This window comes from Bradyrhizobium tropiciagri (assembly GCF_018130545.1).
Taxonomy (GTDB): domain Bacteria; phylum Pseudomonadota; class Alphaproteobacteria; order Rhizobiales; family Xanthobacteraceae; genus Bradyrhizobium; species Bradyrhizobium tropiciagri_A.
Map to the genome: position 1 here is coordinate 543,240 of NZ_JAFCKF010000003.1, position 25,807 is coordinate 569,046.

The 25,807-nt window shown below is 65.0% G+C and carries 29 protein-coding genes; 12 read left to right on the plus strand and 17 right to left on the minus strand.

The genetic code is table 11. The features are described 5' to 3' along the window. The first annotated feature begins 4 nt into the window (after nucleotides 1–4). A complete protein-coding gene (locus JQ616_RS15340) occupies nucleotides 5–892 on the plus strand; it encodes a hypothetical protein (RefSeq protein ID WP_212015565.1) in 888 nt (295 codons plus the stop codon). Nucleotides 893–946: 54 nt separating this feature from the next. Then, complete coding sequence (locus tag JQ616_RS15345; RefSeq protein WP_212015566.1) at nucleotides 947–2,098, plus strand: aminotransferase class V-fold PLP-dependent enzyme; 1,152 nt, start codon at nucleotides 947–949, stop codon at nucleotides 2,096–2,098. On the opposite strand, the gene JQ616_RS15350 is transcribed toward JQ616_RS15345, so the two are convergent. The 4 genes from JQ616_RS15350 to JQ616_RS15365 all read right to left on the minus strand — a co-directional run bounded on the left by JQ616_RS15350 (nucleotide 2,095) and on the right by JQ616_RS15365 (nucleotide 5,490). Next, nucleotides 2,095–3,336, minus strand: a complete 1,242-nt coding sequence (locus tag JQ616_RS15350; RefSeq protein ID WP_249136801.1) for a YbfB/YjiJ family MFS transporter — start codon at nucleotides 3,334–3,336, stop codon at nucleotides 2,095–2,097. The two genes, JQ616_RS15345 and JQ616_RS15350, sit on opposite strands and share 4 nt — an antisense overlap. A gap of 129 nt (nucleotides 3,337–3,465) precedes the next feature. Further along, nucleotides 3,466–4,176, minus strand: coding sequence for an SDR family NAD(P)-dependent oxidoreductase (locus JQ616_RS15355; protein WP_212015567.1), 711 nt, complete (start codon nucleotides 4,174–4,176; stop codon nucleotides 3,466–3,468). Nucleotides 4,177–4,263: 87 nt separating this feature from the next. Then, nucleotides 4,264–5,229: a LysR family transcriptional regulator gene (locus tag JQ616_RS15360; protein ID WP_212015568.1), complete on the minus strand. Its 966-nt coding sequence runs from the start codon at nucleotides 5,227–5,229 to the stop codon at nucleotides 4,264–4,266. Nucleotides 5,230–5,253: 24 nt separating this feature from the next. After that, nucleotides 5,254–5,490: a hypothetical protein gene (locus JQ616_RS15365; RefSeq protein WP_212015569.1), complete on the minus strand. Its 237-nt coding sequence runs from the start codon at nucleotides 5,488–5,490 to the stop codon at nucleotides 5,254–5,256. Nucleotides 5,491–5,757: 267 nt separating this feature from the next. On the opposite strand from JQ616_RS15365, the gene JQ616_RS15370 reads away from it, so the two are divergent. Then, nucleotides 5,758–6,603 carry a glyoxalase superfamily protein gene (locus JQ616_RS15370; RefSeq protein ID WP_212015570.1) on the plus strand — a complete coding sequence of 282 codons (846 nt, stop codon included), beginning with the start codon at nucleotides 5,758–5,760 and terminating at the stop codon, nucleotides 6,601–6,603. A 12-nt stretch (nucleotides 6,604–6,615) separates the two neighbouring features. Here JQ616_RS15370 and JQ616_RS15375 read toward each other — a convergent pair whose 3' ends face one another. The 5 genes from JQ616_RS15375 to fliL form a co-directional block, all read right to left on the minus strand. Beyond that, nucleotides 6,616–10,407 (minus strand): tetratricopeptide repeat protein, encoded by a 3,792-nt coding sequence (locus tag JQ616_RS15375; protein ID WP_212015572.1) that lies wholly within the window; start codon nucleotides 10,405–10,407, stop codon nucleotides 6,616–6,618. Nucleotides 10,408–10,675: 268 nt separating this feature from the next. Further along, nucleotides 10,676–11,488: a MotE family protein gene (locus JQ616_RS15380; protein ID WP_212015574.1), complete on the minus strand. Its 813-nt coding sequence runs from the start codon at nucleotides 11,486–11,488 to the stop codon at nucleotides 10,676–10,678. Then, nucleotides 11,485–11,949 (minus strand): DUF6468 domain-containing protein, encoded by a 465-nt coding sequence (locus JQ616_RS15385; protein WP_212015576.1) that lies wholly within the window; start codon nucleotides 11,947–11,949, stop codon nucleotides 11,485–11,487. The genes JQ616_RS15380 and JQ616_RS15385 overlap by 4 nt, the downstream gene beginning before the upstream one ends. Continuing rightward, nucleotides 11,946–13,145 carry a flagellar motor switch protein FliM gene (gene fliM, locus JQ616_RS15390; protein ID WP_076858773.1) on the minus strand — a complete coding sequence of 400 codons (1,200 nt, stop codon included), beginning with the start codon at nucleotides 13,143–13,145 and terminating at the stop codon, nucleotides 11,946–11,948. The genes JQ616_RS15385 and fliM overlap by 4 nt, the downstream gene beginning before the upstream one ends. Nucleotides 13,146–13,163: 18 nt before the next feature. Continuing rightward, complete coding sequence (gene fliL / locus JQ616_RS15395) at nucleotides 13,164–13,652, minus strand: flagellar basal body-associated protein FliL (RefSeq protein WP_212015578.1); 489 nt, start codon at nucleotides 13,650–13,652, stop codon at nucleotides 13,164–13,166. 381 nt (nucleotides 13,653–14,033) lie between these two features. Between fliL and flgF the strand changes: the two genes are divergently transcribed. The 6 genes from flgF (at nucleotide 14,034) to JQ616_RS15425 (ending at nucleotide 18,516) form a co-directional block, all read left to right on the plus strand. Beyond that, nucleotides 14,034–14,798 carry a flagellar basal-body rod protein FlgF gene (gene flgF / locus JQ616_RS15400; protein ID WP_212015580.1) on the plus strand — a complete coding sequence of 255 codons (765 nt, stop codon included), beginning with the start codon at nucleotides 14,034–14,036 and terminating at the stop codon, nucleotides 14,796–14,798. Between the two features lie 16 nt (nucleotides 14,799–14,814). Then, complete coding sequence (flgG, locus tag JQ616_RS15405; protein WP_212015582.1) at nucleotides 14,815–15,603, plus strand: flagellar basal-body rod protein FlgG; 789 nt, start codon at nucleotides 14,815–14,817, stop codon at nucleotides 15,601–15,603. A 2-nt stretch (nucleotides 15,604–15,605) separates the two neighbouring features. Then, nucleotides 15,606–16,661: a flagellar basal body P-ring formation chaperone FlgA gene (gene flgA, locus JQ616_RS15410; RefSeq protein ID WP_212015583.1), complete on the plus strand. Its 1,056-nt coding sequence runs from the start codon at nucleotides 15,606–15,608 to the stop codon at nucleotides 16,659–16,661. A gap of 5 nt (nucleotides 16,662–16,666) precedes the next feature. Beyond that, nucleotides 16,667–17,419: a flagellar basal body L-ring protein FlgH gene (gene flgH / locus JQ616_RS15415; protein WP_212015585.1), complete on the plus strand. Its 753-nt coding sequence runs from the start codon at nucleotides 16,667–16,669 to the stop codon at nucleotides 17,417–17,419. Nucleotides 17,420–17,691: 272 nt separating this feature from the next. Then, a complete protein-coding gene (locus tag JQ616_RS15420; RefSeq protein ID WP_212015587.1) occupies nucleotides 17,692–18,126 on the plus strand; it encodes a hypothetical protein in 435 nt (144 codons plus the stop codon). A 96-nt stretch (nucleotides 18,127–18,222) separates the two neighbouring features. Beyond that, a complete protein-coding gene (locus tag JQ616_RS15425; protein ID WP_212015589.1) occupies nucleotides 18,223–18,516 on the plus strand; it encodes an antibiotic biosynthesis monooxygenase in 294 nt (97 codons plus the stop codon). A gap of 105 nt (nucleotides 18,517–18,621) precedes the next feature. On the opposite strand, the gene JQ616_RS15430 is transcribed toward JQ616_RS15425, so the two are convergent. From JQ616_RS15430 to JQ616_RS15455, 6 genes are all read right to left on the minus strand, one after another. Beyond that, nucleotides 18,622–19,278 carry a hypothetical protein gene (locus JQ616_RS15430; RefSeq protein ID WP_212015591.1) on the minus strand — a complete coding sequence of 219 codons (657 nt, stop codon included), beginning with the start codon at nucleotides 19,276–19,278 and terminating at the stop codon, nucleotides 18,622–18,624. A 144-nt stretch (nucleotides 19,279–19,422) separates the two neighbouring features. Next, nucleotides 19,423–19,914, minus strand: coding sequence for a GNAT family N-acetyltransferase (locus tag JQ616_RS15435; protein ID WP_212015593.1), 492 nt, complete (start codon nucleotides 19,912–19,914; stop codon nucleotides 19,423–19,425). 34 nt (nucleotides 19,915–19,948) lie between these two features. After that, nucleotides 19,949–20,395, minus strand: coding sequence for a DUF1801 domain-containing protein (locus tag JQ616_RS15440; RefSeq protein ID WP_212015594.1), 447 nt, complete (start codon nucleotides 20,393–20,395; stop codon nucleotides 19,949–19,951). 33 nt (nucleotides 20,396–20,428) lie between these two features. Continuing rightward, nucleotides 20,429–20,641 (minus strand): hypothetical protein, encoded by a 213-nt coding sequence (locus tag JQ616_RS15445; protein WP_212015596.1) that lies wholly within the window; start codon nucleotides 20,639–20,641, stop codon nucleotides 20,429–20,431. A gap of 38 nt (nucleotides 20,642–20,679) precedes the next feature. Then, the gene (locus tag JQ616_RS15450) at nucleotides 20,680–21,111 is read right to left on the minus strand and encodes an SRPBCC family protein (protein ID WP_212015598.1); all 432 of its coding nucleotides are present in this window, start codon (nucleotides 21,109–21,111) and stop codon (nucleotides 20,680–20,682) included. Then, on the minus strand, nucleotides 21,108–21,431 hold the full coding sequence (locus JQ616_RS15455) for an ArsR/SmtB family transcription factor (RefSeq protein WP_163154645.1): 324 nt from the start codon (nucleotides 21,429–21,431) through the stop codon (nucleotides 21,108–21,110). The genes JQ616_RS15450 and JQ616_RS15455 overlap by 4 nt, the downstream gene beginning before the upstream one ends. Before the next feature lie 466 nt (nucleotides 21,432–21,897). Between JQ616_RS15455 and JQ616_RS15460 the strand changes: the two genes are divergently transcribed. After that, complete coding sequence (locus JQ616_RS15460) at nucleotides 21,898–22,650, plus strand: carbonic anhydrase (RefSeq protein ID WP_212015600.1); 753 nt, start codon at nucleotides 21,898–21,900, stop codon at nucleotides 22,648–22,650. A gap of 54 nt (nucleotides 22,651–22,704) precedes the next feature. Then, nucleotides 22,705–23,097, plus strand: a complete 393-nt coding sequence (locus JQ616_RS15465) for a ClpXP protease specificity-enhancing factor SspB (RefSeq protein ID WP_212015602.1) — start codon at nucleotides 22,705–22,707, stop codon at nucleotides 23,095–23,097. Between the two features lie 214 nt (nucleotides 23,098–23,311). Here JQ616_RS15465 and JQ616_RS15470 read toward each other — a convergent pair whose 3' ends face one another. Both JQ616_RS15470 and JQ616_RS15475 read right to left on the minus strand, forming a co-directional pair. Next, entirely contained in the window at nucleotides 23,312–24,097 is a 786-nt protein-coding gene (locus tag JQ616_RS15470; protein ID WP_212015604.1) for a 2-keto-4-pentenoate hydratase, read from the minus strand. 108 nt (nucleotides 24,098–24,205) lie between these two features. Next, nucleotides 24,206–25,234 carry an SDR family oxidoreductase gene (locus JQ616_RS15475; RefSeq protein ID WP_212015605.1) on the minus strand — a complete coding sequence of 343 codons (1,029 nt, stop codon included), beginning with the start codon at nucleotides 25,232–25,234 and terminating at the stop codon, nucleotides 24,206–24,208. 95 nt (nucleotides 25,235–25,329) lie between these two features. Between JQ616_RS15475 and JQ616_RS15480 the strand changes: the two genes are divergently transcribed. Then, nucleotides 25,330–25,758 carry a winged helix-turn-helix transcriptional regulator gene (locus JQ616_RS15480; protein WP_212015606.1) on the plus strand — a complete coding sequence of 143 codons (429 nt, stop codon included), beginning with the start codon at nucleotides 25,330–25,332 and terminating at the stop codon, nucleotides 25,756–25,758. Nucleotides 25,759–25,807 lie beyond the last annotated feature (49 nt).

Here is a 25,807-nt window from a genome sequence, read left to right on the forward strand (position 1 = left end):
TGCCGTGCAGCAGCCATTCGACCGCGCCGCAGAAGATCTCGGCAACGCCATCCATCTCGAGCATGTCAATGTGCAGGTGCCCGACCAGCGCCTCGCCACGCTGTTCTATGTCGCCGGCATCGGGCTGACCCGCGATCCCTATCTGATGGTCTCCGACAGCAACATGTGGGTGAATGCCGGCCGCAGCCAGTTTCATCTGCCGAGCGGCAAGCAGCAGGTACTGCGCGGCCATACGTCAATCGTGATCGCCGGACGGCAGGCGCTGCTCGCGCGCCTTGCCGCGGTCGCGCCGAAGCTCGAAGGCACCGCGTTCAGCTATCGTGAGCACAATGATCACGTCGAAGCTGTTTGTCCCTGGGGCAACCGCTTGCGCTGCTACGAACCCGACGCCGAGCGCTTCGGACGCATCGCGCTCGGCATGCCCTATGTCGAATTCGCCGTACCGCGCGGCACCGCTGAAGCGATCAGCCGGTTCTATCCGGAGATCATGGGCATCCCGGCCAGCGTCGTGAACGGCGACGGCGTCGTCGCGCGCGCCAAGGTCGGCAAGGATCAGTATCTGCAATTCCGCGAGACCGATGAAGCGCAAGGCGAGTTCGACGGCCATCACGTCCAGATCTACATCACCGACTTCTCGGGCCCCTACAAGCGCCTGCGCGAACGCAATCTGGTCTCGCGCGAGGACAATCAGTACCAGTATCGCTTCTGCGACATCGTCGATCCCGCCAATGGCCGGCACCTGTTCACCGTCGAGCACGAGGTGCGCAGCGCCACCCATCCGATGTATCTGCGGCCGCTGGTCAACCGCAATCCAGCACAGACCAACCGCACCTTCGCCAATGGCTACGATCAGGCGCCATGGGCGATGGGGCCTGACCAGTATGATGGATGAGCCGCACGCTCGTCCGCATCACGACATCATCTGCAATGCCAGCCACGAGACGACATGCTTCCCTCCCAGCGCCATCTGTTCGAGATCCCCCGTGAGGTCTGCTACCTGAATTCGGCGTCCTACAGCCCCCTGCCGCTGAAGACGCTCGACGCCGGCCGCATGGCGGTCGGACGCAAGGGCCAGCCCTGGACGATCGACGCCGGTTTCGCCGGCCGCCAGCATGAACGCGCCCGCAACTCGGCAGCGCGCCTGATCAACGCCGACGCGAACGACGTCGCGCTGATCCCGTCGATCAGCTACGGCGTCGCGACAATGGCGAAGGCGCTGACCATTCCCCGCGGCACGCGCGTCATCGTGCTGGAGAACGATCACTCCTCGCCGGTGCTGGAATGGCACACCCGCGCCGAGGCGCAGGGTTTTGTCGTCGACACCGTACGCCAGCCCGCCGACGGCGACTGGACGTCGGCGGTGCTGGCAACGATCGAGCGATCAGGCGCGCCGCCGGTCGGCCTCGCCTCGATCTCCTCGGTGCACTGGTCGGACGGCGGTTTGATCGACGTCGACAAGGTGCAGGCGGCGCTGCGGCGGCACGGCGCTGTCTTCGTGATCGATGCGACGCAGAGCGCCGGTGTCGTGGCGATGGACGTGACAAAACTCGATCCGGACGCGGTGATCTTTCCGACCTACAAATGGCTGATCGGCCCCTACGGCCGCGCCTTCCTCTACGTTGCCAAACGCCACCAGAACGGTGTGCCGCTGGAGCAGACCTCGGCCGGCCGCCGCAACGTCAACTCCGAGAACCCGGTCTATTTCGGCGATCTCGGCTATGTCGACAACGCAACGCGTTACGACATGGGCGAGCGCGATCATTTCATCACGCTGGAGATGGCCTCGATCGGCATGGAGATGATGGCGGAATGGGGGGCCGCTGCCGTCAGCGCGCGGGTCGCTATGCTGAACCAACGGATCGCCGACGGTGTCGGTGATCTCAAGCTCAACATGCCGGCGCCGGGCGTGCGCGCGCCGCATATCCTGAGCCTCGGCATGGCGGGCGGCATCCCGAAGGAGCTGATCGCGCGGCTTGCCGCCGAGAACATCCACGTCGCGCTGCGGCTGGGGCGGATGCGGATCTCGCCGCATGTCTTCAACGACGAGGCCGATGTCGACCGCCTCGTCGCTGTGTTGACGAAATCGCTGCGCGATTAGCTCGGCTTACGGCCCAGCGCGGCGACGCTGACCAGTTCGATCGCCAGTGCGACGGCCACGCCGGCCGCACCGATCACGAACAACAGCGCGTAATTGCCACCGCTCTGCGCGAACAGGTAAGAGAGGCCGTACGCGCCCGCCGCCTGGAACAGTGCGAAGGTCGTGGTGGCCTGCGCCCACGCGGAGCGCTGGCTCGCGGCCGAATGCGGGATCAGCTCGTGGATGCGGCCGATCACCAGCGGCACGATGCCGGGCGTGAAGCCGCCGACGATCAAGCTCGACACGATCAGCGCGACGGGCGACGTGGTCACGGCGGGTAGCGCGACCGCAATGGCCTCGATCAGGAAAGCCGCGCGCAGCGCCGCAGCGAAGCCGGAGCGATCGGCGAGATGTCCGGTCAACAGCGGGCCGACCACGGCGCCGATGCCGTACAGCACCCAGTAATAAGAACCTGCCGCGATCCCCTGCCCGAGGCCGCGGGCCACGAAATCGACCAGGAACACCATGTGCGGCACCAGTGCCAGCGCGTTGAGGCCGTATTCCAGGCACAGCGCGATCACGAGCGGTGAGCGCACGCCGTGCGACGCGACGTGCGGCTCGGCTGCAGCATGCGCGACAGGCACGTCCGCCGGCCACGCCTTCCAGCTGATCAGGGTCAACACCGCCGACAGCACGCCAAGGCCGTACCAGGCCTGCTTGACGCCCTGCTGCAGCAATAGCGGCACCAGCGTGCCTGATGCAGCCACGCCGAGGCCAACGCCGGCGAAGATCACGCCACCGATCAGGCCACGCTTGCTCGGCACTGTGTGCGGCAGGATCGCGGTCGCCGCCAGCACCATAATCACGCCACCACTGATGCCCGCGAGGAAACGGAATCCGAAGAACCAGATGAAGGAGATCGGCACCGCGCAGGCAAAGCAGGTGACGGCAGCCAGCAGCATCATGCCGCGTAGCGCCCACACCGAGCCGATCCGCGCGCCGAGATCGCGGGCGATCAATGCTCCGGCGAGATAGCCGGCCAAATTGGCGGCACCGAGATAGACCGCTTCCGCCGGCGTGAACCACTTGGCAGCGATCAGCGCCGGGATCAGCGGCGTGTAGGCAAAACGCGCGAGCCCAAGCCCGACCAGCGAGGCGCACAGCCCCGCGACCGCGAACAGCCACAGCGGCCCGCCTGCATCGCGATGCGGCGCGGCGTGATGACATCCGTGATGATCGACATTGGCTGACATGGACATCGCAGTAGGCCCTCCGGCCGTTCGGGACAAATGATTAGTTGCGATCGGAGCAATCGTTCACAGCGATCTCGGCCCACCTCTCCCGATCGGGAGAGGTGACGATTGGTACGACAAGTTCCGGATCGTGCTTCAGTGACCGGCGCTCTGGCCGCCGTCGACATGCAAGATCTCGCCCGTAACGAAGCCCGCGCCTTCCAGGAACAGCACCGCGTCGACGATGTCCTTTGCCTCACCCATGCGTCCCACCGGATGCAGCTTGGCGAGGAAATCATGGGTCTCCGGAGCATGCATCGGCGTCTTGATCACGCCGGGCGAAACCGCGTTCACGCGAATGCCCTTGGCGGCATATTCGATCGCGAGCGACTTGGTCGCCGCGTTCAGACCGCCCTTGGTCAGCGAGGCCAGCACCGAAGGAACGTTGCTGTTGGCGTGGTCGACCAGGCTGGTCGTGATCTGCACGATGTGCCCGGAGCCCTGCTTCACCATCTCCTTGGCGACGCGGCGGGTGATGTAGAAGAAGCCGTTGAGGTTGGTCGCCAGGATCGAAGCGTAATCCTGATCGGTGTAGTCGGCGAACGGCTTGGCGATGAAGATGCCGGCATTGTTGACCAGCGTGTCGATGCGGCCGAAGCGTCCAAGCGCCTGCTTGACGATGCGCTCGGCAACCTCTGGATCGCCGATGTCGCCCGCCACGGCCAGAACGTCCGGGTCCGACGACGGCTTGATGCTGCGCGAGTTGGCGACGACGCGATAGTTGCGGTCGCGATAACCCCTGACGATGGCCTCGCCGAGGCCCTGCGATGCACCGGTGACGATTGCGACCTTCTGCTCTGCACCCATGATGACTCTCCAACAGTTGCTGAAGCGACCCAGCGCCGCCTCGATGGAGAGCAAACTAGATACATCCGCATTCCGCGCGAATGCCCGCTATTCGGCAGACACTCTTCCGCGGCGCGAACGACTGGCAACAGCCTTGCTGGCCTCGCGCGACAGCCGCTCGAAGTAGCGTTTCAGCCGCGGCGTCGCGAAATCGACGAAGGCGCGCACCTTCGGCACGTCGAAGCGGCCCTGCGGCGCCAGGAGATGCACCGGCAGTGGCGGGGGCTCGTCGCCGGCAAGCAGGATCTGCAACCGCCCGTCACGGATTTCCTCGGCGATGTGATACGAGAACAGCCGCGTGATGCCGCGCCCTTCGCTGGCCGAGGCGACCGCGGCCCGCACCGTGTTGACGACCAGCCGCGGCGCGAACTGCACCGCGCGCGCGACCTTCGACTTCGCGGCCGGCGGAAAGCTCCAGGAGTCGAGCCCGAAATGCGTCATCGCGATGATCTGATGTTTCGCCAGATCAGGCGGCTCTCCGATCACCGGATGCTGCGCGAGATAGCCCGGCGAGGCCGCGACCACGCGGCGCACCTCGCCGATCTTGATCGCGATGAAATTGGAATCGGCGAGATGGGCGATGCGCAGCGCAACGTCGATGCCCTCGTCGATCAGATTGACGGTGCGATCGAGCATCACGAGTCGCACCGACACCGCCGGATGATCCGTCATGAAGGCGTCGAGCACCGGTCGCAGCACGTCCTCACCGACGACGATGGGCGCGGTGATGGTCAGCGTGCCGCGCGGCGCCGACCGCTCGCCGCCGGCCGAGATGTCCGCCTCCTCGAGCTCGCTGAGGATGCGTCGGCACGCCGCCGCATAGCGCTGCCCGGCATCGCTCAGCTTCAGCGACCGCGTGGTGCGATGAAGCAGCTCGGCGCCGACGTGATGTTCGAGGAACGCGATCGCCCGGCTGACCGCAGCCGGCGAGCGCCGCAGCTTCCGCCCCGCACCCGCAAGGCTCCCCTCGTCAACCGCCGCGACGAAGACCTTCATGGCGTCGATGCGGTCCATCGATCCCCCGCTCCGCGTCCGCGGCTATTCCTTCACGTCATACTGCTTGCTGAGGTGGTCGCCGATCTGCACCAGCATCGCCACGCATTCGGGATAGCCGGGCCTTGCCACCGTGGCCTCGTTGGCGCTGGCGCGGAATTCCCAGCTATCGCCGTCGCGCAGCACGGAGATGTCGATGCCGTCGGGGCAATCGGCATGCACCTTCAATTCGGCCCGCGCCATCGCGATGAGTTCGGCTTCGGTCTTGATCGACTTGCTCATGTGACGACGTCCTCCCGGCTGGCACTTCCGCCATGGTTGCCGATTTGGCAGCGGAATGTCGAGAGGACGTACGCGATCACGACCTCTTGCAATTGACAAATCGCACCGCTCCGGCGAACATTTGGCCAGGTCGATACTACCTGCCGCTTGCACCCCGCCCGGGGACGGTGAATGTATCAAGCCAATTTCAGGCTTCCTTTGCCCGCACGAACGGGTCAGCAACGCAAGCCCCTGACGCTTTCCGTTCGTCGATGCAAAGGTTGATCCATGCGCGACTTCCGTGATGCCAAGGCCATGGCGCAGACGCTGCGCGAAGCGCTCGCCGCCAAATCGATCCCCCTCACCCACAGCGACAGCCTGGAGCTGATCGCCAGATTGTTCGGTCAACGCGACTGGAACACGCTGGCGGCGCGGATCCAGGCCGCCGGGCCGCCGAGCATGTCGGCCCAGGCAGCGGACCCCGCTGCGGAATCACCGCCGATCACGGCGCGGCAGGAGATCGCCGTCGATCCAGTCGCGCTCGATAATTATTCCGGGTTCTACCAGCTCAACGACCGCGCCGTATTCACGGTGACGTCCGACGGACTTCATCTGGTGATGCAACTTACCGGACAGCGCCCGGTGCGGTTCTTTGCGGAGAGCGCAACCGAATTCTTCGCCAAGATTGTCGATGCGCAGGTCAGCTTCGTTGTCGGACCGGACGGACGCGCCAACTCGCTGGTTCTGCATCAGAACGGTAGCGATATTCCGATGGCGCGCATCGACGCCGCGACGGCAACGAAGATCGCCGATCAGACGGCGGAGCGCGTCAAGGACCAGTCGGCCAGTCCTGGAACCGAGGCTGCGCTTCATCGCCTGATCGATGGGATCGCATCGGGGAATCCCGACTACAACGAGATGAGCCCGGCGCTAGCGGCGGCCACCCGCAAGCAGATGCAGTGGCTTCAGCCGCTCGCGGACCTCGGCAACATCCGGTCGATCCGCTTTCTCGGTGTCGGCGAGCAAGGCGAAGACGTCTACAGCGTCAGGCACGCCAACGGCGCCGCACACTGGCGTATCGCGCTCGATGACAAGGGGATCATTTCGACGGCATGGGTGACACCCGGACCGTAAGTCGCTGCGCCGTTACTGCGCCGCGCTGGCGCGGCGTTCGCCCTTGATGGCGGGTAACACGCTCACCGGCGCGGCCTGCGGCTTGTCGGGCACCGATCCGGTCGAGACCGGATCGGGCAGCGGCGCGCGGGCGGTGGCGTCGGGGAAGCGGGTCTTCATCTCGCGGATGAAGCCGTCGAGCGTGTCGACGCTGGCGGCCATCCGCGCGATCTGGGCGAATTCGGCGCTCGAGGTCGCGACCGGCTTGCTGGCCGCATCGAATGCTAGCTTGTCGGCATCGCCGGACATCAGCGGCGCGTATTTCTCGCGGAACCGGGACAGCCCGATGGCATCCTCGGCGAGCGCGTAACCGACCACGGCGCGGATGACATCGGCCTTCTCGCCCGGATTGAGTGGGGTGAAGTCGCGCCAGCGGTCGCCGTAATAGAGCTCGATCTGCTCGGAGGCCTCGCGCCAGTGCCGCGACGCCCAATAGATATCGGAGCGCAGCCGGATCGCCTCGCGGCCGGTGATGTTCGAGATGATGTCGAGCGCGAGGTCGTGCCGGCCGACATCGCTCTGCGCGCGCGCCTCCAGCAGCAGCCGCTGCTGGCGCAGCTCGCCGGAGAGGTCCGCGATCCGGGTCGAGCGCAGCGCGCCGATGGCGCGGTCGGGCTTGCGGTTCATCAGATAGACCATCGCAAGCCGCGCGGCGACCTGGGCGCGCGCCGCGCCTTCGAGCCGCTTGTCGACCTGGTATTGCAGCAGGTCGGCAGCCTGGTCGAGCAGATCGACGCCGACGAGACGGTCGGCGAGCCGGCGGATCATCTCGTCGCCGCGGCGGCCGATCGGCGTCAACTCGCGATATTCATAGAAGGTGCCGAGCGCATCGATCGGCGCCATCTCGTCGCCCTTCGGTCCGAGATAGAGCTGCACGAACAGCGCGGAAGCGGCATCCTGCGCCTGGCGCGATTCCGGCGCATTCGGCTGCAGCCGGGTCGCCGCACGCGTCACCGCAAAGGCGTCGGCATAGCGTGCGGTCTCGGAGTAGATCTTCGACAGCTCATAGAGCGTCTTCAGCTCGATATTGTCGCCGCGCCACATCATCGACAACAGCTCGAGCTCCTTCAGCACATCGTCGCGGCCGATCTCGCCGCGCTTCTGCTTGAGCAGCGTCTCGAGCAGCTTGCCCTCGGCCGCGGCCTGGCGGTCGGTCGAATTGGCGGCGAAGCGGTAGGCGTCGAGCGCGTCCTTCTCCTGGCCGAGCGCTTCGGCGAGCCGGCCGCGCAGCACGGCGACCGCAGGCTTCAGCTCATCGGGAACGCCGACCACATCGAGATCGCTCTTGCGCCGTGCGGCGCCGGCATAGTCCTTGACCTCGAGCGAGGCCTTCATCGAGTCCATGGTGACGATGCGCTGCAGGTCAGGCGGCAGCGTCGCGACGGCGAATTCGGCGTTCTTGAACTTCTCGCGCGCCTCGGGCCATTTGCCCTCGCGGGCGAAGGCGAGTCCCTTCCACAATTGAGAATCATAACCATTGCCGATCACGGGATTGGCGAGATCCTTGATCGCGCGCGCCGGATGCCCGATCAGGATGCTGGCGACCGCGTGCACCATCACCACGGACGCTGTCTCGCTGCCGCGCTTGCTCTCGGACAGGATCAGGTTGGTGACGCCGTGTGCTTCCTGGTACATGCCGCGCGCCATGTAGAATTCGGCAAGATCGAGCCGCGCCTGCGGCAGCTGCTCGGCGTTGGCGGTCGATGCCGCCCCAATCAGGCCGTCGAGCTGCTTGAGGAAATTCTCCGACTGGTTCCTGCGCCATTCGTCCCGATCGAACAGCGGCTTCACCGCCGCGGTGGCGCGCTCGGCGGCCATGTCGGCCGAGGACAGCGTCAGGCCGCCGGGCCGGCCCAGCATCACCTTGTCGGCGCCGACCTCCGCCTTGATGTCATCCGCATTCGGATGAACCACCACGCCGTGGATCGATTCCAGCAGCGACAGCTCGACGAAATCCTGCCGCTTGATGATGCCGCGGGTCGGCGGCGGCGCGGTTACGACCCAGAGCGTATCGCCGGCATCGGGATCGACAAGCTTGTGCAGCAGGCCGGGATTGGCGAGCGGCACGCTGACATTGGCGAGCGAGGGTTCCGAGATGTTGCGCACCACGGTGAGCGGCAGCGGCGGCTTCTGCACCCGGTCGGCAAAGGTCAGCGTCCAGCTCACGCCGCGCGAGCGGTCGTCGCTTTCCAGTGACGGCATCTGCGGCCGGTTGAGGCGGAAGCGCACCGCCTGCCCCTTGTCCAGCGCAATCCGGCTGACATCCGAGATCAGCGCGCCGCCCTTGGCGCGGATCGGATCGACATCGATCGGATCGGCCGTGTCGAACACCATCCACACCGTGTCAGCGCGCCGGAACAAAGCCGCCGGCGTCGCACCCGGGAATGAGAATGTCACCCGCAGCCCATCGCTGTCGCGCTGGGCGTCGACTGCAGGACTACCGCTAGCGCGGGCCGCGGCAGGCGACGGCGCAGCGGCGGGCTTCAGCGCGTCCATTGCCGGCGCGGTTGCAACAGGAGGCGCAGGTTTCGGCGCCTCGCTCGCGGTCGGCTTGGCCTGCTCCTGCGCAGCGCCGGCGCTGCCCTCACGTGGTGCGGCCGGTGTAGCCGCATTCTCGACCTCAGCCGCCGGAACCGCCACGATCTTCGGCAGTTCGGCATTCGGCAGCTCGGATCTCGGTGCTTCGGTTTTGGCGGGTGCTGCGGCCGGCTGTTCCGGCGTAGCCTGCTCTGATTTGACCGGCTCGGATTGCGGCGGCTCGGATTTGGCCGGCTCCGCTTTGGGCTGCTCAGGCTTGATCTCGATCTTGGCCTGCTGCGCGATGCTTTCCGATGTGACCGGCGCGATCCCGGCTGTGCCCTTCTTACCGCGCGGCGTCGGCAACAGCGAGCTCAGCGAGGGCTTTGCCGCCTGTTGTTGCTCGTTCTGCTGGAATGCGACATCGACGATGTAGTTCTTCTCGTCGCGGAACGAATGCACGTCGACATCGCCGATCAGCGTCACGTCGACCGCCGAGGTGTCCGTGTCGGAGCGCGAACTGATCGAAGCAACATTCGGCGGCGCGGCGACCTTGGCATCGGCAAGATCGAAGCTCAGCACCGAATTGAAGGATAGCGACAGCTTCTGCTCGTTCAGCACCGAGGAGACGCTGACCCCGTCGGGAACCTCGAACACGAAGCGGACGAAGGTCGGCTGCACCAGCGCACGGACCCGGATCGGCGGCTTCTTCTTGGCGGCGTCGGCCGCGCGCTGGACGCGCAGCAACCGCTCCGCGGCACGGGCGCGCTCCGCCAGCTCGCGGATCACCTCCTGCGGCAGCGACGGCGGCGGACCGGTCCAACTGTCGGGCAGGAAGTCGACGAAGATGCGTTCGCCGGCGGTCATGGTGTTGATGGTGACGCGGCGCGCCAGCGACAGGCGGATCGCCGAACCATCCGGATCACGGCGGGCGGCGCCGACGTAATCGGGCACCGCATCCGACACTTGCTCGACGGGGATATCGACCGGACGCTTGAAGCGGATCACGATGATCGAGCCGGCGGTCGTGACCTCCGATTCGACATCCTCCTTCAGCTTCAGCACCAGCCGGGCATAGCCGTTCGCAGCCGAGAATGTCGCCTCACCCGGCACCGGGTCTTCGGCCCGCGCCGCGGTCGAATATGTCAGTGTCGTGAGAGCAAGGCCGGTGGCGAGCAGGCACAGACGCGCGGTCCGCGCCCAGGCGCGGCCTAGCGACCATGTTTCAGCGGCAGCCGTTCGCGCCATCTCGAAACGTCTTCTCGGACTCAAGCCATATCAGCGCGAAGCGCCCTCGCCCACGCGTCCCGATCTTGGATCGGGCGGCGTTAAGGAGCTGTTAACGTCAACGGATTGCGAACGCGAGGTTACGCAATGTTTTGGAGGTCGGTCATTCCGGGACGCGTCTCTTGGCGCGAGCCCGGAATCCATGGGTCCACAGGCTCTCTGGATGAATGGATTCCGGGTTCTCGCTCCGCGAGCCCCGGAATGACGATCGTGAAGGGCCAACGCCCCCTCAATTCGTCTTCGGCGCGAGCATCTTGCCTTCGATCTTGGGAAGATCGTCGGTCGAGGCCGACTTGTCGCCGCCGGCGCGGCGGGCGAGTTCGACGGTGAGGCGTTCGGCGGCCTCGGGCTGCATCAGGCCGAGAATGTCGGACATCTTGCGCGGCTGGATCTGCGAGGCGATCTGGTAGAGCACTCCCATTTCCAGACGATCGAACACCTTGGCGGCGTCCTTCGGCTTCATGTTCTCGTACATGGTGACGATGCCCTTGAAGCGCGCCGCCTCGGCTTCCGCCTTTGCCGTAGCATCGGCATTGGCCTTGGCATCGTTGGCCTTGGCTTCCTCGACCTTGGCCTCGATGCGTTTCTCGGCCGCCTTCAACAGGCCTTCGCGGATATCGACCTCGCGCGCGCGCGTCTCGAGCTCCTGACGGCGCGCCTGCAGTCGTTCCAGGATGGCGCGCTCGGATGCCGACACCTGCGGCGGCGCATCGAGATTGACCACCACACCGTCCGGCTTCGGCGCCTCTGCGGCCGGGGCGGCCGGCTTCGGTGCCTCGTCCTTCTTGGCGTCCTTGTGCTCGACTGATCCCGTGATATCGCCGGGATCGGCCTTGAGCTTGCTGTCAGCAACCGCCTTGCTCGCGCCGGGGAAGTTGAAATTCTGCTGCGCCCAAGAGGGGCCGGCCGGGGCGGCCAGCGGCGCGTCCTCGGCAAAGACGTAACCGCCATCGAGCACGAGGCCCGCGACCTTCAGCACCATCAGGCCGAAGATCGCGACCAGCACCACGGGCATCACTCTGATGTCACGAAGCAACTTCATGCAGCGAGACCGCCGGCCCTCCTGCGCTCGGTGAAGGCTTCAGCCGCCGCGGCAACCGCGCGGGCGGCAGAAACCCTGGGCGCCGGCGCCACTGGCGCGGCTGCTTGGGCCGGCGCATGCACGGGCTCCGGCGGCCGCGCGGCCATCGCGATCTTGGACAGCCGGCGCACCACGCCATCGCCTTCGGCGAGCTGGTTCTTCAACTGCGCCGACATCTGGGTCGCCGCGTCGAGCTGGTTGCCGAGATTCTCGTTGACGTCGCGCACCGCGTGCTTCAACCCGCCGATTGCCCGCTCTGCGATCTCGGTCGCGGTGATCAATTCCGCGATCGTCGCCTTCAGCGAATGCTCGTCCGCCTTCAGCCGCTGCAGCCGCTTGTTGAGCAGCCAGCAATAGCCGATGGTGAGCATCAGCAGCATGGCTACCAGACTCTCGATCGCTAGTCCAAGCACATGACTCATGGTGCCTCCATCATCTTGGTCCGCTCATCCGCCTTCTCGAACATCGCGAAGGTGGTTTGGGGTTTGCGCAAATTCTTGGTGACGCGGATCGCGACCCGGTCGCCGACGCGGCCCATGCGGCCTTCGGTCAGGGTGACGTTGCCGCACCGGACCGAAACCAGCGCGTCGGAGCGGATGTCCAGCGGCAAGGTGTCGCCGACCTTGAGCTTCATCAGCTCCTTCAGCGGGATGTCGGCCTCGTACAGCACCGCGTCGACCGAGATCTCGGCCTGCGCCACTTCGGTGGCGAAATGGCCTTCCCAGATCGGATCGCGGCCGAATTTTTCGCCCATGAACATCTGCAACAGCACGTTGCGGATCGGTTCGATGGTGGCATAGGGCAGCAGCAATTCGACATTGCCGCCACGGTCTTCCATGTCGATGCGCAGCCGCACCAGGATCGCGGCATTGGCCGGGCGAGAGATCGCCGCAAAGCGCGGATTGGTCTCGAGCCGGTCGATGGTGAAGGTCACCGGCGACAACGGCCGGAACGCCTGCTCGGCATCCGACAGCACCACCTCGACCAGCCGCTTGACCAGATTGGTCTCGATCGTGGTGTAAGGCCGGCCCTCGATCTTGAGCTGGGTCTGGCCGCGGCGGCCGCCGAGCAGCACGTCGATCATCGAATAGATCAGGTTGGAATCGACCATGGCGAGGCCGAAATTCTCCCACTCCTCCGCCTTGAACACCGAAAGCACGGCCGGCAGCGGGATCGAGTTCATGTAGTCGCCGAAGCGCACCGAGGTGATGCGGTCGAGCGAGACTTCGACGTTGTCGGAGGTGAAATTGCGCAACGATGTCGTCATCAACCGCACCAGGCGGTCGAACACGATTTCGAGCATCGGCAGACGCTCGTAGGACACCATCGCGGAATCGATGATGGCGCGGATGCCGGAATGATCGTCGAGGCTGACGTCGCCGACCGTGAAGCCGAGGAGATTGTCGATCTCCTCCTGCGACAGCACGCGCTCGCCATTGGTTTTACCGCCGAAGTCGCGGCTGCCGTCCTCGACCATGGCGGCCCATTGCAGCGCCATGTTCTCGGTGAGTTCGTTCTTGGCAGCTTCCGCCGCGGCCGCCGCGGGATCCTCGGAATCGAGCGAGGCTTCCCATTGGGCCGCAATGGCGTCCTGGTCCATCTGGTCGTTGCCGGCCATGGCTTTACATCCACCCCGTCACTGGATCACGACTTCCTTGAACAGCACCGCGTTGACCTGGTTGGGCGCCAGCGCGAGATTGACGCGCTTGGTCAGCTCTTCCTTGAGGCGGAACAGGCCAGCCGAGCCGTTGAGATCGCTCGGGCGCAGTTCGCGCATGTAGGTCTGGAAGATATCGGTGACGCGTGGCAGCGAAGGCTTGATCGCCTCGGCCTGCTTCTCTTCCTTGACCTCGAGCACAAGCTTCAGCTTGAGATATTGCACGCGCTCGCCGGGCGCCCCGACCAGATTGACCAGCATGTCAGGGATGTCGACGAAGCTCGGCGGCTTCGGTGGCGGCGCTTCGGCGTGCTGCTCCTCGCCGTGGCCGCGCATGAAGAAGAACCAGCCGCCGGCGCCCGCGCCAAGCACGACGAGGAAGCCGACGACGGCAATGATCAGCTTGAGCTTGCCCTTCTTCGGAGCGGCCGCGCCTTCGCCGCCTTCCGTCTTTTCCTCGTCCGCCATCGTCCGCTCGCTTCACTCTGAAGGATGCGAACGCGATTTGCCCCAGCTTTGGCCTGAAGACGCGATACAAATGCCGCCGGCGCACACGCGCCCCACTGCCGGCAACGCTAGATTCATAATGGTTAACGGAAGCTTAGGATTTACCATCCACTAGGAAAAAACTGCCGGGCAAACATGGTCAACAAGACCTTTCTGCCGCCCCGCGGCGCCCCCGGATGAACACCTAAGCCATTCAAATATCTACACATTCCGAGTTGGCACGACTTTCGCTGAGAGGATGGCGTAACGAGCGGGTTTGGGAGAACCCAATGGTTACCGACGGTCCGGCGTGAAGGTTTGGGAGAACCTGCATCCGGATCACCTCACAGGGGAGAACCACCGATGCAGAATACGCTTCTGGTCGGACTATCGAAGCAGATGGTGCTGGAACGGCAGATGGATGTCGTTTCCAACAACATCGCGAACATGAACACCAACGGCTACAAGGCCGACCGGTCGCTGTTCGAGGAATATCTGTCCTCGAACGCGCATGAGGACAATTTCGCGTCCTCCGACCGCCGCGTCTCGTTCGTGCAGGACCGAGCGACGTTCCACGACTTCTCGCAGGGCCCGACCGAAGAGACCAAGAACCCGCTCGACGTCGCGATCGACGGCAACGCCTTCCTGGTGGTGCAGACGCCGGGCGGCGAGCGCTACACCCGCGAAGGCAATTTGCAGATCAACAATCGCGGCCAGCTGGTCACCGCATCCGGCTACCAGGTGCTCGGCACCTCCGGCCCGATCACCTTTCAGCAGACCGATCACGACGTCAACATCGCCCCCGACGGCAACGTCAGCGTGCTCGAGGGCACATCCCGGCTCGATTCGATCCGCGGCAAGCTGCGCCTGGTGTCGTTCGCGCAGGCCCAGCGCCTGCTCAAGGAAGGCTCCAATCTCTACGCGCCGGGCGAAGGCACACAGCCGCTGGCGGACACCAAATCCCAGATCCGCCAGGGCTTCATCGAGAAGTCGAACGTCAATTCCGTCGTCGAGATGAGCCGCATGATCGAGATCACGCGGACCTACACCCAAATCGCCTCGTTGCTGCAGCAGCAGAGCGACCTGCACAAATCGGCGATCGAGAAGCTCGCCGACGTGCCGAACTGATCCGGGGGATTGACTGATGCGCGCACTTTATACTGCAGCGACCGGAATGGCGGCACAGGAACTCTCTGTTCAGGTGATCTCCAACAACATCGCGAACCTGCGCACCACGGGCTACAAGAAGCAGCGCGCCGCGTTCCAGGACCTGATCTACGACCATGTGCGCCGGGTCGGCGCGCAGGCATCCGACCAGAACACCATCATGCCGATGGGCATCGACCTCGGCGGCGGCGTCAAGACCGTCGGCACGCCGCGCATGATGACCCAGGGCACGCTGTCGCCGACCGGCAACGATCTCGACATCGCGATCCGCGGCGAAGGCTTCTTCAAGATCCTGATGCCGGACGGCACCTTCACCTACACCCGCGACGGCTCGTTCCAGATGGACAACCAGGGCCGCATCGTCAACGCGCAGGGCAATCTGCTGCAGCCGACGATCACGATCCCGCAGAACGCCTCCGGCCTCACCATCAATGCGCAGGGCCAGGTCTCGGTGACGCTGCCGGGCCAGACCGCATCGACCACGATCGGCACGATCGGCCTGACCCGCTTCATCAACAAAGCCGGCCTGATGCCGATCGGCGACAATTTGTTCCAGGAAACGCCGGCCTCCGGCCAGCCGCAGGACGGCACCGCCAACACCGACGGCTACGGCGACATGCAGCAGAGCAACCTCGAACAGGCCAATGTCGAGGTGGTCTCGGAGATCTCCGACCTGATCGCAGCGCAGCGCGCCTACGAGATGAACTCGAAGGTGGTCTCCGCGGCCGATCAGATGATGCAGTCGACCTCCAACCTGTTCCGCTGAGGATGATCGCGATGATCGCCCGCCCTCTCCTGATCGCAGCCGCGCTCCTCGCGCTCACCGTGGCACCGGCCGCCGCGCAAAGCCGCAGCGAGCCCATCGCGGTACCGACGCTGCGCGCCAGCATCACGGTCGCCGACGACATCGTGCGGGTCGGCGACCTCATCGACAATGCCGGCAGCGCCGGCAGTATCGCGATCTACCGCGCCCCCGATCTCGGCACCACAGGCACGCTGCCGGTCGCGCAGGTGCTGAACGTGCTCCGCACGCACCAGGTCATCGGCGTCGACACCCGCGAGCTGAAGGAAATCACGGTCACGCGGCTGGCGCGCACCATCGACAACAAGGAGATCGAGCAGCAGGTGTCGCGCGCGCTGGAGGGCCGTCACGGGCTCGGCAGGGCCGGCAACATTGCGCTGACCTTCGACCGCGATCCCGGCGACATCAGGCTCGAGGCCACCAATACCGGCACGATGCAGCCGGTCTCCGTGCGCTACGACGCGCGCTCGACGCGCTTCGACGTGACCTTCGAGATCGGGAACGACGCCGGCACGGCGCCCTACAAGATGCGGCTCACCGGCACCGCGATCGAGACCATCGAGGCCGCCGTGCTGACGCGCAGTGTCGAGCGCGGCGACGTGCTGAAGGCCTCCGACGTGACGATCGAACGCCGTCCGAAGGCCGACATCGGCAACGACGCGGCGACGCGCGACGGCACCATCGGCATGCAGATGCGCCGCCAGGTCCGCGCCGGCCAGGCGCTGCGCGTCGCCGACATGGCGAAACCCGATCTCGTCACCCGCGACCAGAACGTCACGTTGATCTACCGCACCGCCGGCATCTATCTCACGATCCGCGGCAAGGCGATCGACGGCGGCGCCGAGGGCGACGTCGTCAACGTGATGAATTTGCAGTCCAAGCGCTCCATCTCCGGCGTCGTCACCGGCCGCGGCGAGGTCTCGATCTCGGTCGCGACCCCGCGCGCAGCGCCTGACGCCGACGCCACCTCTTCAATTTCTGCTCCCGTCAAGCTGAGTTCAGTCGCACCAAACGCCGAGTAAAGTTCATGTCCCAGTACCGTATCAACCGCCTCGTCCTGACCGGTGCGCTGCTCGCACTCGGAACGATCGCCAGCGGTTGCTCGTCGATCGACCGTCTCTCCCAGATCGGCGAGCAGCCGAAGTTGACGTCGATCGACAATCCGACGACGCAGCCCGGCTACAAGCCGGTCCAGATGCCGATGCCGAAGCCCGAGGTCGCCTCCTACAGCCCGAACTCGCTGTGGCGCAGTGGCTCGCGCGCCTTCTTCAAGGACCAGCGCGCTTCGCGCGTCGGCGACATTCTGACCATCACGGTGAACATCACCGACAAGGCCGCAATCGCCAACGAAACCCAGCGCAGCCGCACCAACTCGGAAGACTCCGGGGTCACCAACTTCCTGGGATCGCAGACCATCACACAGGCGAACAAGATCCTGCCGGGCCGCATCCTGACCGCCGACTCGACCGCCTCCAGCGACGGCAAGGGCTCGGTCAACCGCCAGGAAGCGCTGCAGACCAACGTCGCCGCCGTCGTCACCCAGTTGCTGCCGAACGGCAATCTGGTGGTCGAGGGCAAACAGGAGATCCGCGTCAACTACGAGATCCGCGAGCTGGTCGTGGCCGGCATCGTCCGCCCGGAGGACATCCAGAGCGACAACACCATCGACTCCTCGAAGATCGCCCAGGCCCGCATCGCCTATGGCGGCCGCGGTCAGATCACCGACGTCCAACAGCCGCGCTACGGTCAACAGGTCCTCGACGTGCTGCTGCCGTTCTAACTTTCTTTCTGAGCTCCCACATCTCGTCGCGAACCTAGGCGCGGCGCGGTGTACCAACACGGCCCTCGTCAGCTCCCCTGGCGAGGGCCGTGGCTTGTTGTGACCGGTGCCGTGCACGCGAACAATCGTCGCCCACCAGTCCGATACCTCTGCGCGCAAGTCGCGCGATCGGCTTCTCGGTTCGTTAACCCTTGCAGCAACCCGCAGTAGAAGTCCCGCTGCTTGCAACGTAGCTAGGGGACAACGCAGGGTTTTCTATTTGTATGACAGTCATGCAAAGAGACGGACAATATGCGGCGTGGTTCCGCACGCCGAACGGCGAAGGCACCGGAATAGTCCAGCTGGCAAACGGCAAGATCAGTGGCGGCGACGCCATGTTCACCTATGGCGGCAGCTATCAGCTCGATGAGGACCGCTTCACGGCGGTGCTGACGACGCACCGATATGCCGACGGCCCGTTCACCACCGTGTTCGGATGCGACGAGGTCGAGGCGCAGCTGACCGGCATTTTCAACGGCAACCGGGCGGTGTGCTCGGGCACGGCCAAAGAGGCCCCGGGCGTGGTGTTCGAAGCTACCTTGTTTCTGCAGCAGCACGAGCCGGAGCCCGCCCCCGGGCCGAGGACCACGACGACGCGCGCGGATGTCGCGCGGTTGCCGAAGCTCACCGACCGCCGCGCGCCGATCGTGACCCGCCGTTTCAGCTGATGTAGCCGCAATCCCGATGGCATCTCCGCCCGGTCAGGCGTACGATCGCGCATGCGCGAAGCGCAGCACGATCGATGCAGCCGGAAGGAGGAACGCATGTATGCCGCCATCCGTCACGCCAAGGCGAAATCCGGTAGCGCCGAAGAACTCGCGCGCCGGATCAAGGAAGGCGCAATTCCGATCATCAGCGACGTCGAAGGCTTCATGGCCTATTACGTCGTCTATGCCGGCGACGATACCGTCACCGCGATCAGCGTCTTCAACAACCATGCCGGCGCCGAGGAAGCCAACCGCCGCGCGCTGGCCTGGATCGATGACAATCTCGGCCCGTTGCTGATCGGGCAAGCCACCGCGGTTGCGGGTCCGGTGATCGTGCATACGAAAGCCTGACGGGCCGCAACCGGGTTGCGAGTTCGTGGTCTTGTAGCCCGCATGAGCGCCGCGCGACATGTGGTAACCGAAAATCGCTGCGCACATCCCGGCTGCGATTGCCCGCTATCGATGAAAGCCGTGGTCGACAATCCAGGCCATGAAGAGGAAGGCAAGAAAATAGGCGGCGGCGATCGCACCCTTATTTGTCCAGTCAACGAAGATTGCCGTGATCTTGCGGTTCTTCTCGGCGCGGACCACGAACGGATCCTCCCACGCGCCCCACGCTTGCATGTTCTCCGCAAGAAACGCCTTGCCCATTTCGGTCCACTCCGCGAGACAGAAGGCCATGGGAGCTGGCCCCACGAACGGGTCCGCGGCTGGAGCCATCACCAGGACCGTTTCGCCGTGTTGAGCGATACCGTCGCGGAGGGCTCGATCCGAACCGTCGGAGCGCGGATGAACCTTCATCAGCCCGAACTCAGCGAGCGCATTGACCGCGTCCACAGCCACGGGCATCGCTGGCACCTGGGGGAGTACCAGCATTTCCTCGTCGGATAGTATGGTCAGCCGTTCATCATCCAGCAGCAAGGCATGACGATCTTCGTAGCGGTCAAAGCACTGCAGGACCGCTTCGACGACAGCGGCGAGCATCATTTGCTCGCGGTGAGGCACGCCCTTGTCCGCAATAAGCCGGCTTACCGCCTTCGCATCATGAAAGTGCGGATATCGGCGCGTTATCGCCTCAAGGGCTAGCCTCAGCTTCTGCTCACGATCCGCCATGTTTATCGTCTCATCCGGAAAGCAGCCCGATGGCAACGCCGATCTGTCCAAGGAGCCCAGATCATCTGCCGGCAGAACTCCTAAGACTTGGTCATCACCACAGTGTGCATTGTACGCTCTTCGCGAGGCCAGCGGGGGCCGGACCTAAGGCCCGTCGCTCAGGACAATGAAAATCTTGCCACCGAACTCGTATCGCGCGACCTCGCGCATGCCGAGCCGCAGATGCGCCTTGAGCGAACGCGGATTGTCCTCCCTGATGAACAGGATCGCATCGCGGCCGGGGAACGTCGCCTGAAGCTTCGCGTACAGCGCCTCGAGGACGCCGAGACCGCGTGCGTCCTGGGAGACGCACACGGGACCATACACATATGCGTCGGGACCGCCCGGCCACGCCTTCAGCATGGCCTGCACGGGTGGCGCATCGTCGAAGCCCCTTTCCGACGTCAGGAGCGCGCCGAGCAAGCTGCCTTGCTCGTCGGCCGCGATCACGATCGGGTGCCCGCGTGCAATGTGCGCCTCGATCGCCTCGCGCGGCCATTGCCCAAGCAACATGCCGCCTCGCTCGCCGCTATTGGCCTCCAGCAGCGCGGAAATGGCATCGGCATCCGACGCCGTGGCGAGGCTGGTCCTGATCATCTGGGATGGGTCACGAGCAGCATACCGCCGCGGCTCACGCCTTTTTCTTTGCGACCGCGCGGACGCCGGCGGCCGGCTTGTTCGCTGATTTCTTCGCCGGCTTCTTCCCAGATTTCCTGGATTTGCCCTGGTTGAGCTCGATCGCGGCCCGGATCAGCGCCTTCAGCGCAGGGGCGTTGATCTTGTCGCCCTCGAACAAATCGATCGCGCGCCGCACATTACCCTCGAAGCCGGTGTTGAACAGCCTGTCCGGGTCCGGCAGCTGCGCACCATACATGAAGGTCAGCTTCACCTTGCCCTTGTGGGCGTTGCCAACCGCGATGATGCCGTCGCGCGACCACACCGGGCTGCCCATCCATTTCCACTCTTCGATGATTTCAGGGTCGGCGGCGAGGATGCTCTTGCGCAGGCTGGCCAACGTCTTGCCGCGCCAGTCGGTGAGATCCTCGATCATCCGGTCGATCTGTTCCGATGCCGTCATGTCTGCCTCGCGTTCCCTGCCTGCCCTATGCGATCATACTCGGGATGCGCGCCGCGGTGCCAGATAGGGCAATGCGAACAGATACAGGCCGCTGAGCAGCATGGGGATCAGTGGGAACAAGGCCAGCAGGCCGATCCAGACCGCCTGCAGCTGCAGCAGCATGGCGACGATGTTGATGATGACCGCGACCGTGAAGACGATCGAGAGCCAGCGGTGAAATTGCCTGATCCAGTTGTTCCAGTTCATGTGATCTCCTGTTGGATGGTGTGCGACGAGCGCCAACCTCACTCCGGCCGCGCCATCAGCTGATCGAGGTTCTCGAAGAACTGTTTCCATCCGGCATGGGCGCCGCCATAGGCCTGCTTCTGATGCGGCTGGAAGCCGGACTGCTCGACGCGCAGATGGGTGCCCTTCGCCGTCGGCGTCAGCGTGAACACCACTACGCTCTCGAGATTGTAGGCGGCATCCTCATGCGCAAAATTCCAGGTGTAGGACAGCGTCCGGTGCGGCTCGACAGTGAGCACCTTGCAGTCGAGCACGCCGCCCCACTCGCCGCGCAGATTGAAGCTGTGCCCGACCTCCGGCTTGAAATCGTTCTTCATCAGCCACTCCTCCATCAGATGTGGTTGCGTCAGCGCGCGCCAGAGCTTTTCCGGCGGATGAGGAAATTCGCGCTCGACGATCGCGGAGCGCGTTTCACGGCTGGTGTTGTTCATTGGTCCATCCTTTTGAGGAGATCTTCGAGGTGGTCGAACCGGTTCTGCCAGAAGCCCGCCATCTGGCTGGTCCAGTCGATCAGCGGCGCCAGCGCGCCGAGTTGTGCGCTGTAATGCGTCTGCCGCCCTTCATGGCGATCGCGCACCAGCCCCGCCTGCTTCAGCACGCCGAGATGTTTCGACACCGCCGGCTGCGAGATTCTGGCCCGCGCCGTCAGCGCGCCGACGGTCTGCTCGCCCTCGCGACACAGGCGCTCGAAGATCGCCCGGCGGGTCGGGTCTGCAAGCGTTCGAAACAGCACGTCATGAGCATCTGGCATCAATCTATAACCCATTGGCTATGGGTTTACGTATAACCAACCAGCTATGGGTAAGTCAACTAGGAACTTACATTGGCAGGAAATGCTCGATTTTTCGCGAGTCGGGCAAATCAACCCCGAACTGTCCTCGTCGGATTCCCATAGCCAAACGGCTATCTAAGGCAGCGAACCGGTCGTAGGCTAACTAGGCGATCCAGTACGCCGCGGGCTATCGGCTCAAGCACTAAACCATTCCAATCGTCGTCCTGGCGAAAGCCAGGACCCATTACCCCAATTCTCAATTGTTGCACGACGCCGGGGCCACCATCCCATGCATCACCGAACGCAGTGGTTATGGGTCCTGCCCCCGTGCGCAATTGCGCACTAGGCCAGGACGACGGTTGTGGACATAGCGGCTCGTTGCGACGGCACCGCGCATGACCTACAAATATCGCGCGGATGCGGTCCTTGTTCACGGAGAACCTTGATGTGCCAACTCTGCGACGTCACTCCTCCGAGCCAAACCTCCCGACGCCGTTTCCTCGCTGCCGCAGCTTGCACCGCCGCCAGTTTTGCCTTTGCGCCGCCTGCGACAGCCAAGGAGACAAAACCGCCGCCGAAGCCGCAGAACGTGGTGCCGCCCGATGCGGCGCTCGACCGGCTGCTGAAGGGCAATCTGCGCTATGTCGAAGGCGTGTCGCGGCGGCATGATTTCAAGCACGAGCGCGAAGCGCTAGCCGGCGGACAGAATCCGTTCGCGGGCATCCTGAGTTGCGCCGACTCCCGCATCGCACCGGAATATGCCTTCGACACCGCCCGCGGCGATCTGTTCGTCTGCCGCGTCGCCGGCAATTTCGCCAGCGATGAGATGATCGCGAGCCTCGAATATGCACAGGCCGTGCTCGGCGTGCCGCTGTTCATGGTGCTCGGCCATGACAGCTGCGGCGCGGTCGACGCCGCGATCAAGTCGCTGAAGGACAACACCACCCTGCCCGGTCATCTGCCCTCGCTGGTCACTGCGATCGCGCCCGCCGTGAAGGCGACCGAAGGCGGCCCGGGCGACCACCTCGCCAGCGCCATCCGGCAGAACGTCATCGACAACGTCGCGAAGCTCAAAGCGGCGACGCCGATCCTCAGCGCCGCGGTCGATCAGGGCAAGCTCAGGATCGTCGGCGCAGTCTACCGGCTGGTCAACGGCAAGGTCGAACTGGTGGCGGACGCCAAGCGACCGGCGATTTGAACCTCGGCGCGGCCCGCGGCCACTGAAACCATGTGATCAACATGGAGAAGGCGGATGTGGCGCCGGCGCGCCGGGATTGCTGGGGTGCTGTTGCTGGCGGGTTCATTGACGACGCACGCCGGCGCCGAGCCGTGCAGCACCGCGGCGAAGCGGATCGACATGACGGCGTCGCTGCGCCGTGCCGCGGAGGACCGGCCCGTCAACATCACCTTCGCGACCAAAGCGCGTGGCGTGAAACTGCCTGCCGCCGTGATCGAGACATACCCCGAGGAGATCACGATCATCCTGCAACATGAATTCGATCGCCTCGTGGTGACGGACGACGGCTTCGAGGTCGGCATCTGGTTCAACCGCAAATATGCCAGGGTGACGGTGCCGTTCGACGCGGTCAGGGCCCTGTGGGACGGCACGGTTCAGATGTGCGCGGACGGTCAGCCGGAGCAGTGACCATCGACGTGCAGAGCTTGGAAAATCAGGCGAAGGTTGCTCCGCACATTCAGTGTCGTCCCTGCGAAAGCAGGGACCCATACGCCGCAGCGGCTGTTGTCAAAGACGCTCGTCGTTCCAGCGGCGCACAACAATCAAAGTTCGTGGTTATGGGTCCCTGCTTTCGCAGGGACGACGGCTTTATTTGCAGGCAGGCTCGCCACCTAACGCCCCCTCACGTGAACGTCGCTTCCACCTTGCCGAGACCATCGAGCTCCATCACGACCGCGTCGCCCGCGTTCAGCCAGATCGTCTTGACCAGGCTGCCGGTCATCACGATCTGCCCGGCATGCAGGCCGCGGCCCTCGGTGGCGAGATGATTGGCGAGCCAGGCGAGCGCGTTGTGGGGATGGCCCAGCACGTCGGCGCCGGTGCCGCGCCCTTCCTCCTTGCCGTTGACAATCGCGCGCCCGGTGACCGCGCGCAGATCGGGCACGGTGATGCGCGGCACGGCTTCGCCGAGCACGCAGCCGGCGGCGAAGAAGTCGTCGGCGATCAGCGTCGGCGCGCCCAGCGTCTCCCATTTGACGTAGCGGTCGTCGACGATCTCGATCGCGGGATGATAGGCCTCGATCGCCTCCGCGACCCATTCAGCGGTGAACGGCGCTTCGCTCGGCGCGAGGTTGCGCGCCAGCCGCACCGCGATCTCGCACTCGACGCCGACATGGACGAAATCGGCTGCCGGCAGCCGCACGCCGCTGTCATGCACCACCTTCTCGAATATGCCGCCGCCGCAGGGATGCGGGATGTTGATGTACTCCTGCATCACCGCGCTGGTGCAGCCGATCTTGTAGCCGACCAGGCTACCGACCTGCGGCTGCAGCAGATCGTGCAGCGCGTACTGCACCTGATAGCCTTCGGCCTCGTCAAGCGGCACGACGTCCTTGGGAAGCGCCTTGAGCGGCGCGCGATTGCGACGCGCACTGGCGATCGCCTTTGCGGCCGCGAGGACCCGATCCATCTGCGCAGCCTCCCTGAAGTTCTCGCCAGCGCGGTGGCGCCAGCGTCTGCTCACGGCAATTCAGCACTCGCCGACGCGTCTGGCAAGCACGCTGGACGGGAGCGGCCGTCAGGCCTTGACCAAGCCCAGCCTAATCAGGCTCTCGGCGGTGGCGACCAGCATCTCCTCATTGCCGCGCGGGCGCCAGCCGAGCAGGCTCTGTGCCTTCGCGCTGGTCGCGCGGCGCACCTTGCCGAGCAGCGGTAGCGCAGCGCGGGCCAACGGGTTGCGCCGCGCGGCGAGCCGCGTCATCCAGTCCGGCGCCTGGAACCGGGGCACTCCCCGCGCCTTGCTGCCGAGTTTTTTGCGCAGCACCCGCGCCACTTGCAGCACCGACATGGTCTCGCCGGCGACCGCGAGGAACCGCTCGCCCTTGGCCTTGGGCGATGTCATGGCGCGCAGATGCAGGTCGGCGACGTCGCGCACGTCGACCAGGCCGAAATGGATCCGCGGCACCGCCGGCATCGCGCCGTCGAGCAGCGCCTTGATGATGCCGATCGACTCCGAGAAGTCGGCGCCGAGCGCCGGGCCGAACACGGCGGTGGGATTGACCACCGCAAGCTCGAGGCCACCTCCTTCGCGGGCGATGAAATCCCAGGCGGCGCGCTCGGCCAGCGTCTTGGATTTCGGATAGGCCTGCACATCGGGGCCATCCAGATTGGACCACACGGTCTCATCGAACGGTTTGGCTTGCGGCGGGTGGCCATAGCCGATCGCGGCGAACGACGATGTGACGACGACACGCTTGACGCCGGCATCACGCGCCGCGCGCAACACCCGCAGCGTGCCTTCCCGCGCCGGAACGATCAGCTCGTTCTCGTCCTCCGGCACGTGAGCACCGAGCGGCGATGCGACATGCAGCACGTAGTCGCACCCAGCGGCCGCCTCGCGCCAGCCGTCGTCGCGCAGCAGGTCGGCAGTGACGAAGCCGACCTGGTCGGCCGTCAGCGCGCCGCCCTCGCGCAGCATCGCAATCACGTCCCTGCTGCGATCCGGATTGCGCACCGTGGTTCGCACCGCGTGCCCATCGGCGAGCAGCTGCAGAATGGTATGCACGCCGATGAAGCCCGAGCCGCCCGTGACCAAAACCGTGCTCATGTCCTCGCCCTCTTGATGGTTCGGCGGGATCGGACAGTGCGCCGCCCACCCTGCACAGCCCGCATCTGGTCACTATCTGACGTTGGACAAGTAGAATGAAATTCGAGACCGGTATGGAAAACAATACCAGCGAACTGTGTGACGGCGGTGAATGCGAGAGCTGCCCGACCGACCCGAGCCTGCTGATCGAGTTCAAGCACGCGATCCACGCGCTCGGAGGAAAATGGAAGCTTGAGATCCTGTTCACGCTGATGAATGGCGGTGTGCGGTTCGGCGCGTTGCGCCGCGCGCTGGTGCCGATCACCCAGCACATGCTGACCGCGCAACTGCGCGAGCTCGAGCGCGACGGCCTGGTGTCGCGCAAGGTCCTCGCCAAGAAGCCGCTGCAGGTCGCATACGAGCTGACGGATTCGGCGTGGAACCTGACGCCGGCGTTCCGCGAACTGCTGGCGTGGTCGAAGGCGTTCGGCCCGCGCCGTCAGGCGGAGACGAGCGAGACGACGGTCGGAGTGGCAACCGGCTGAATGATCTCGAGTTGCCGAAGCATCGGGGCTCGGCCCCTCTCCCGACACT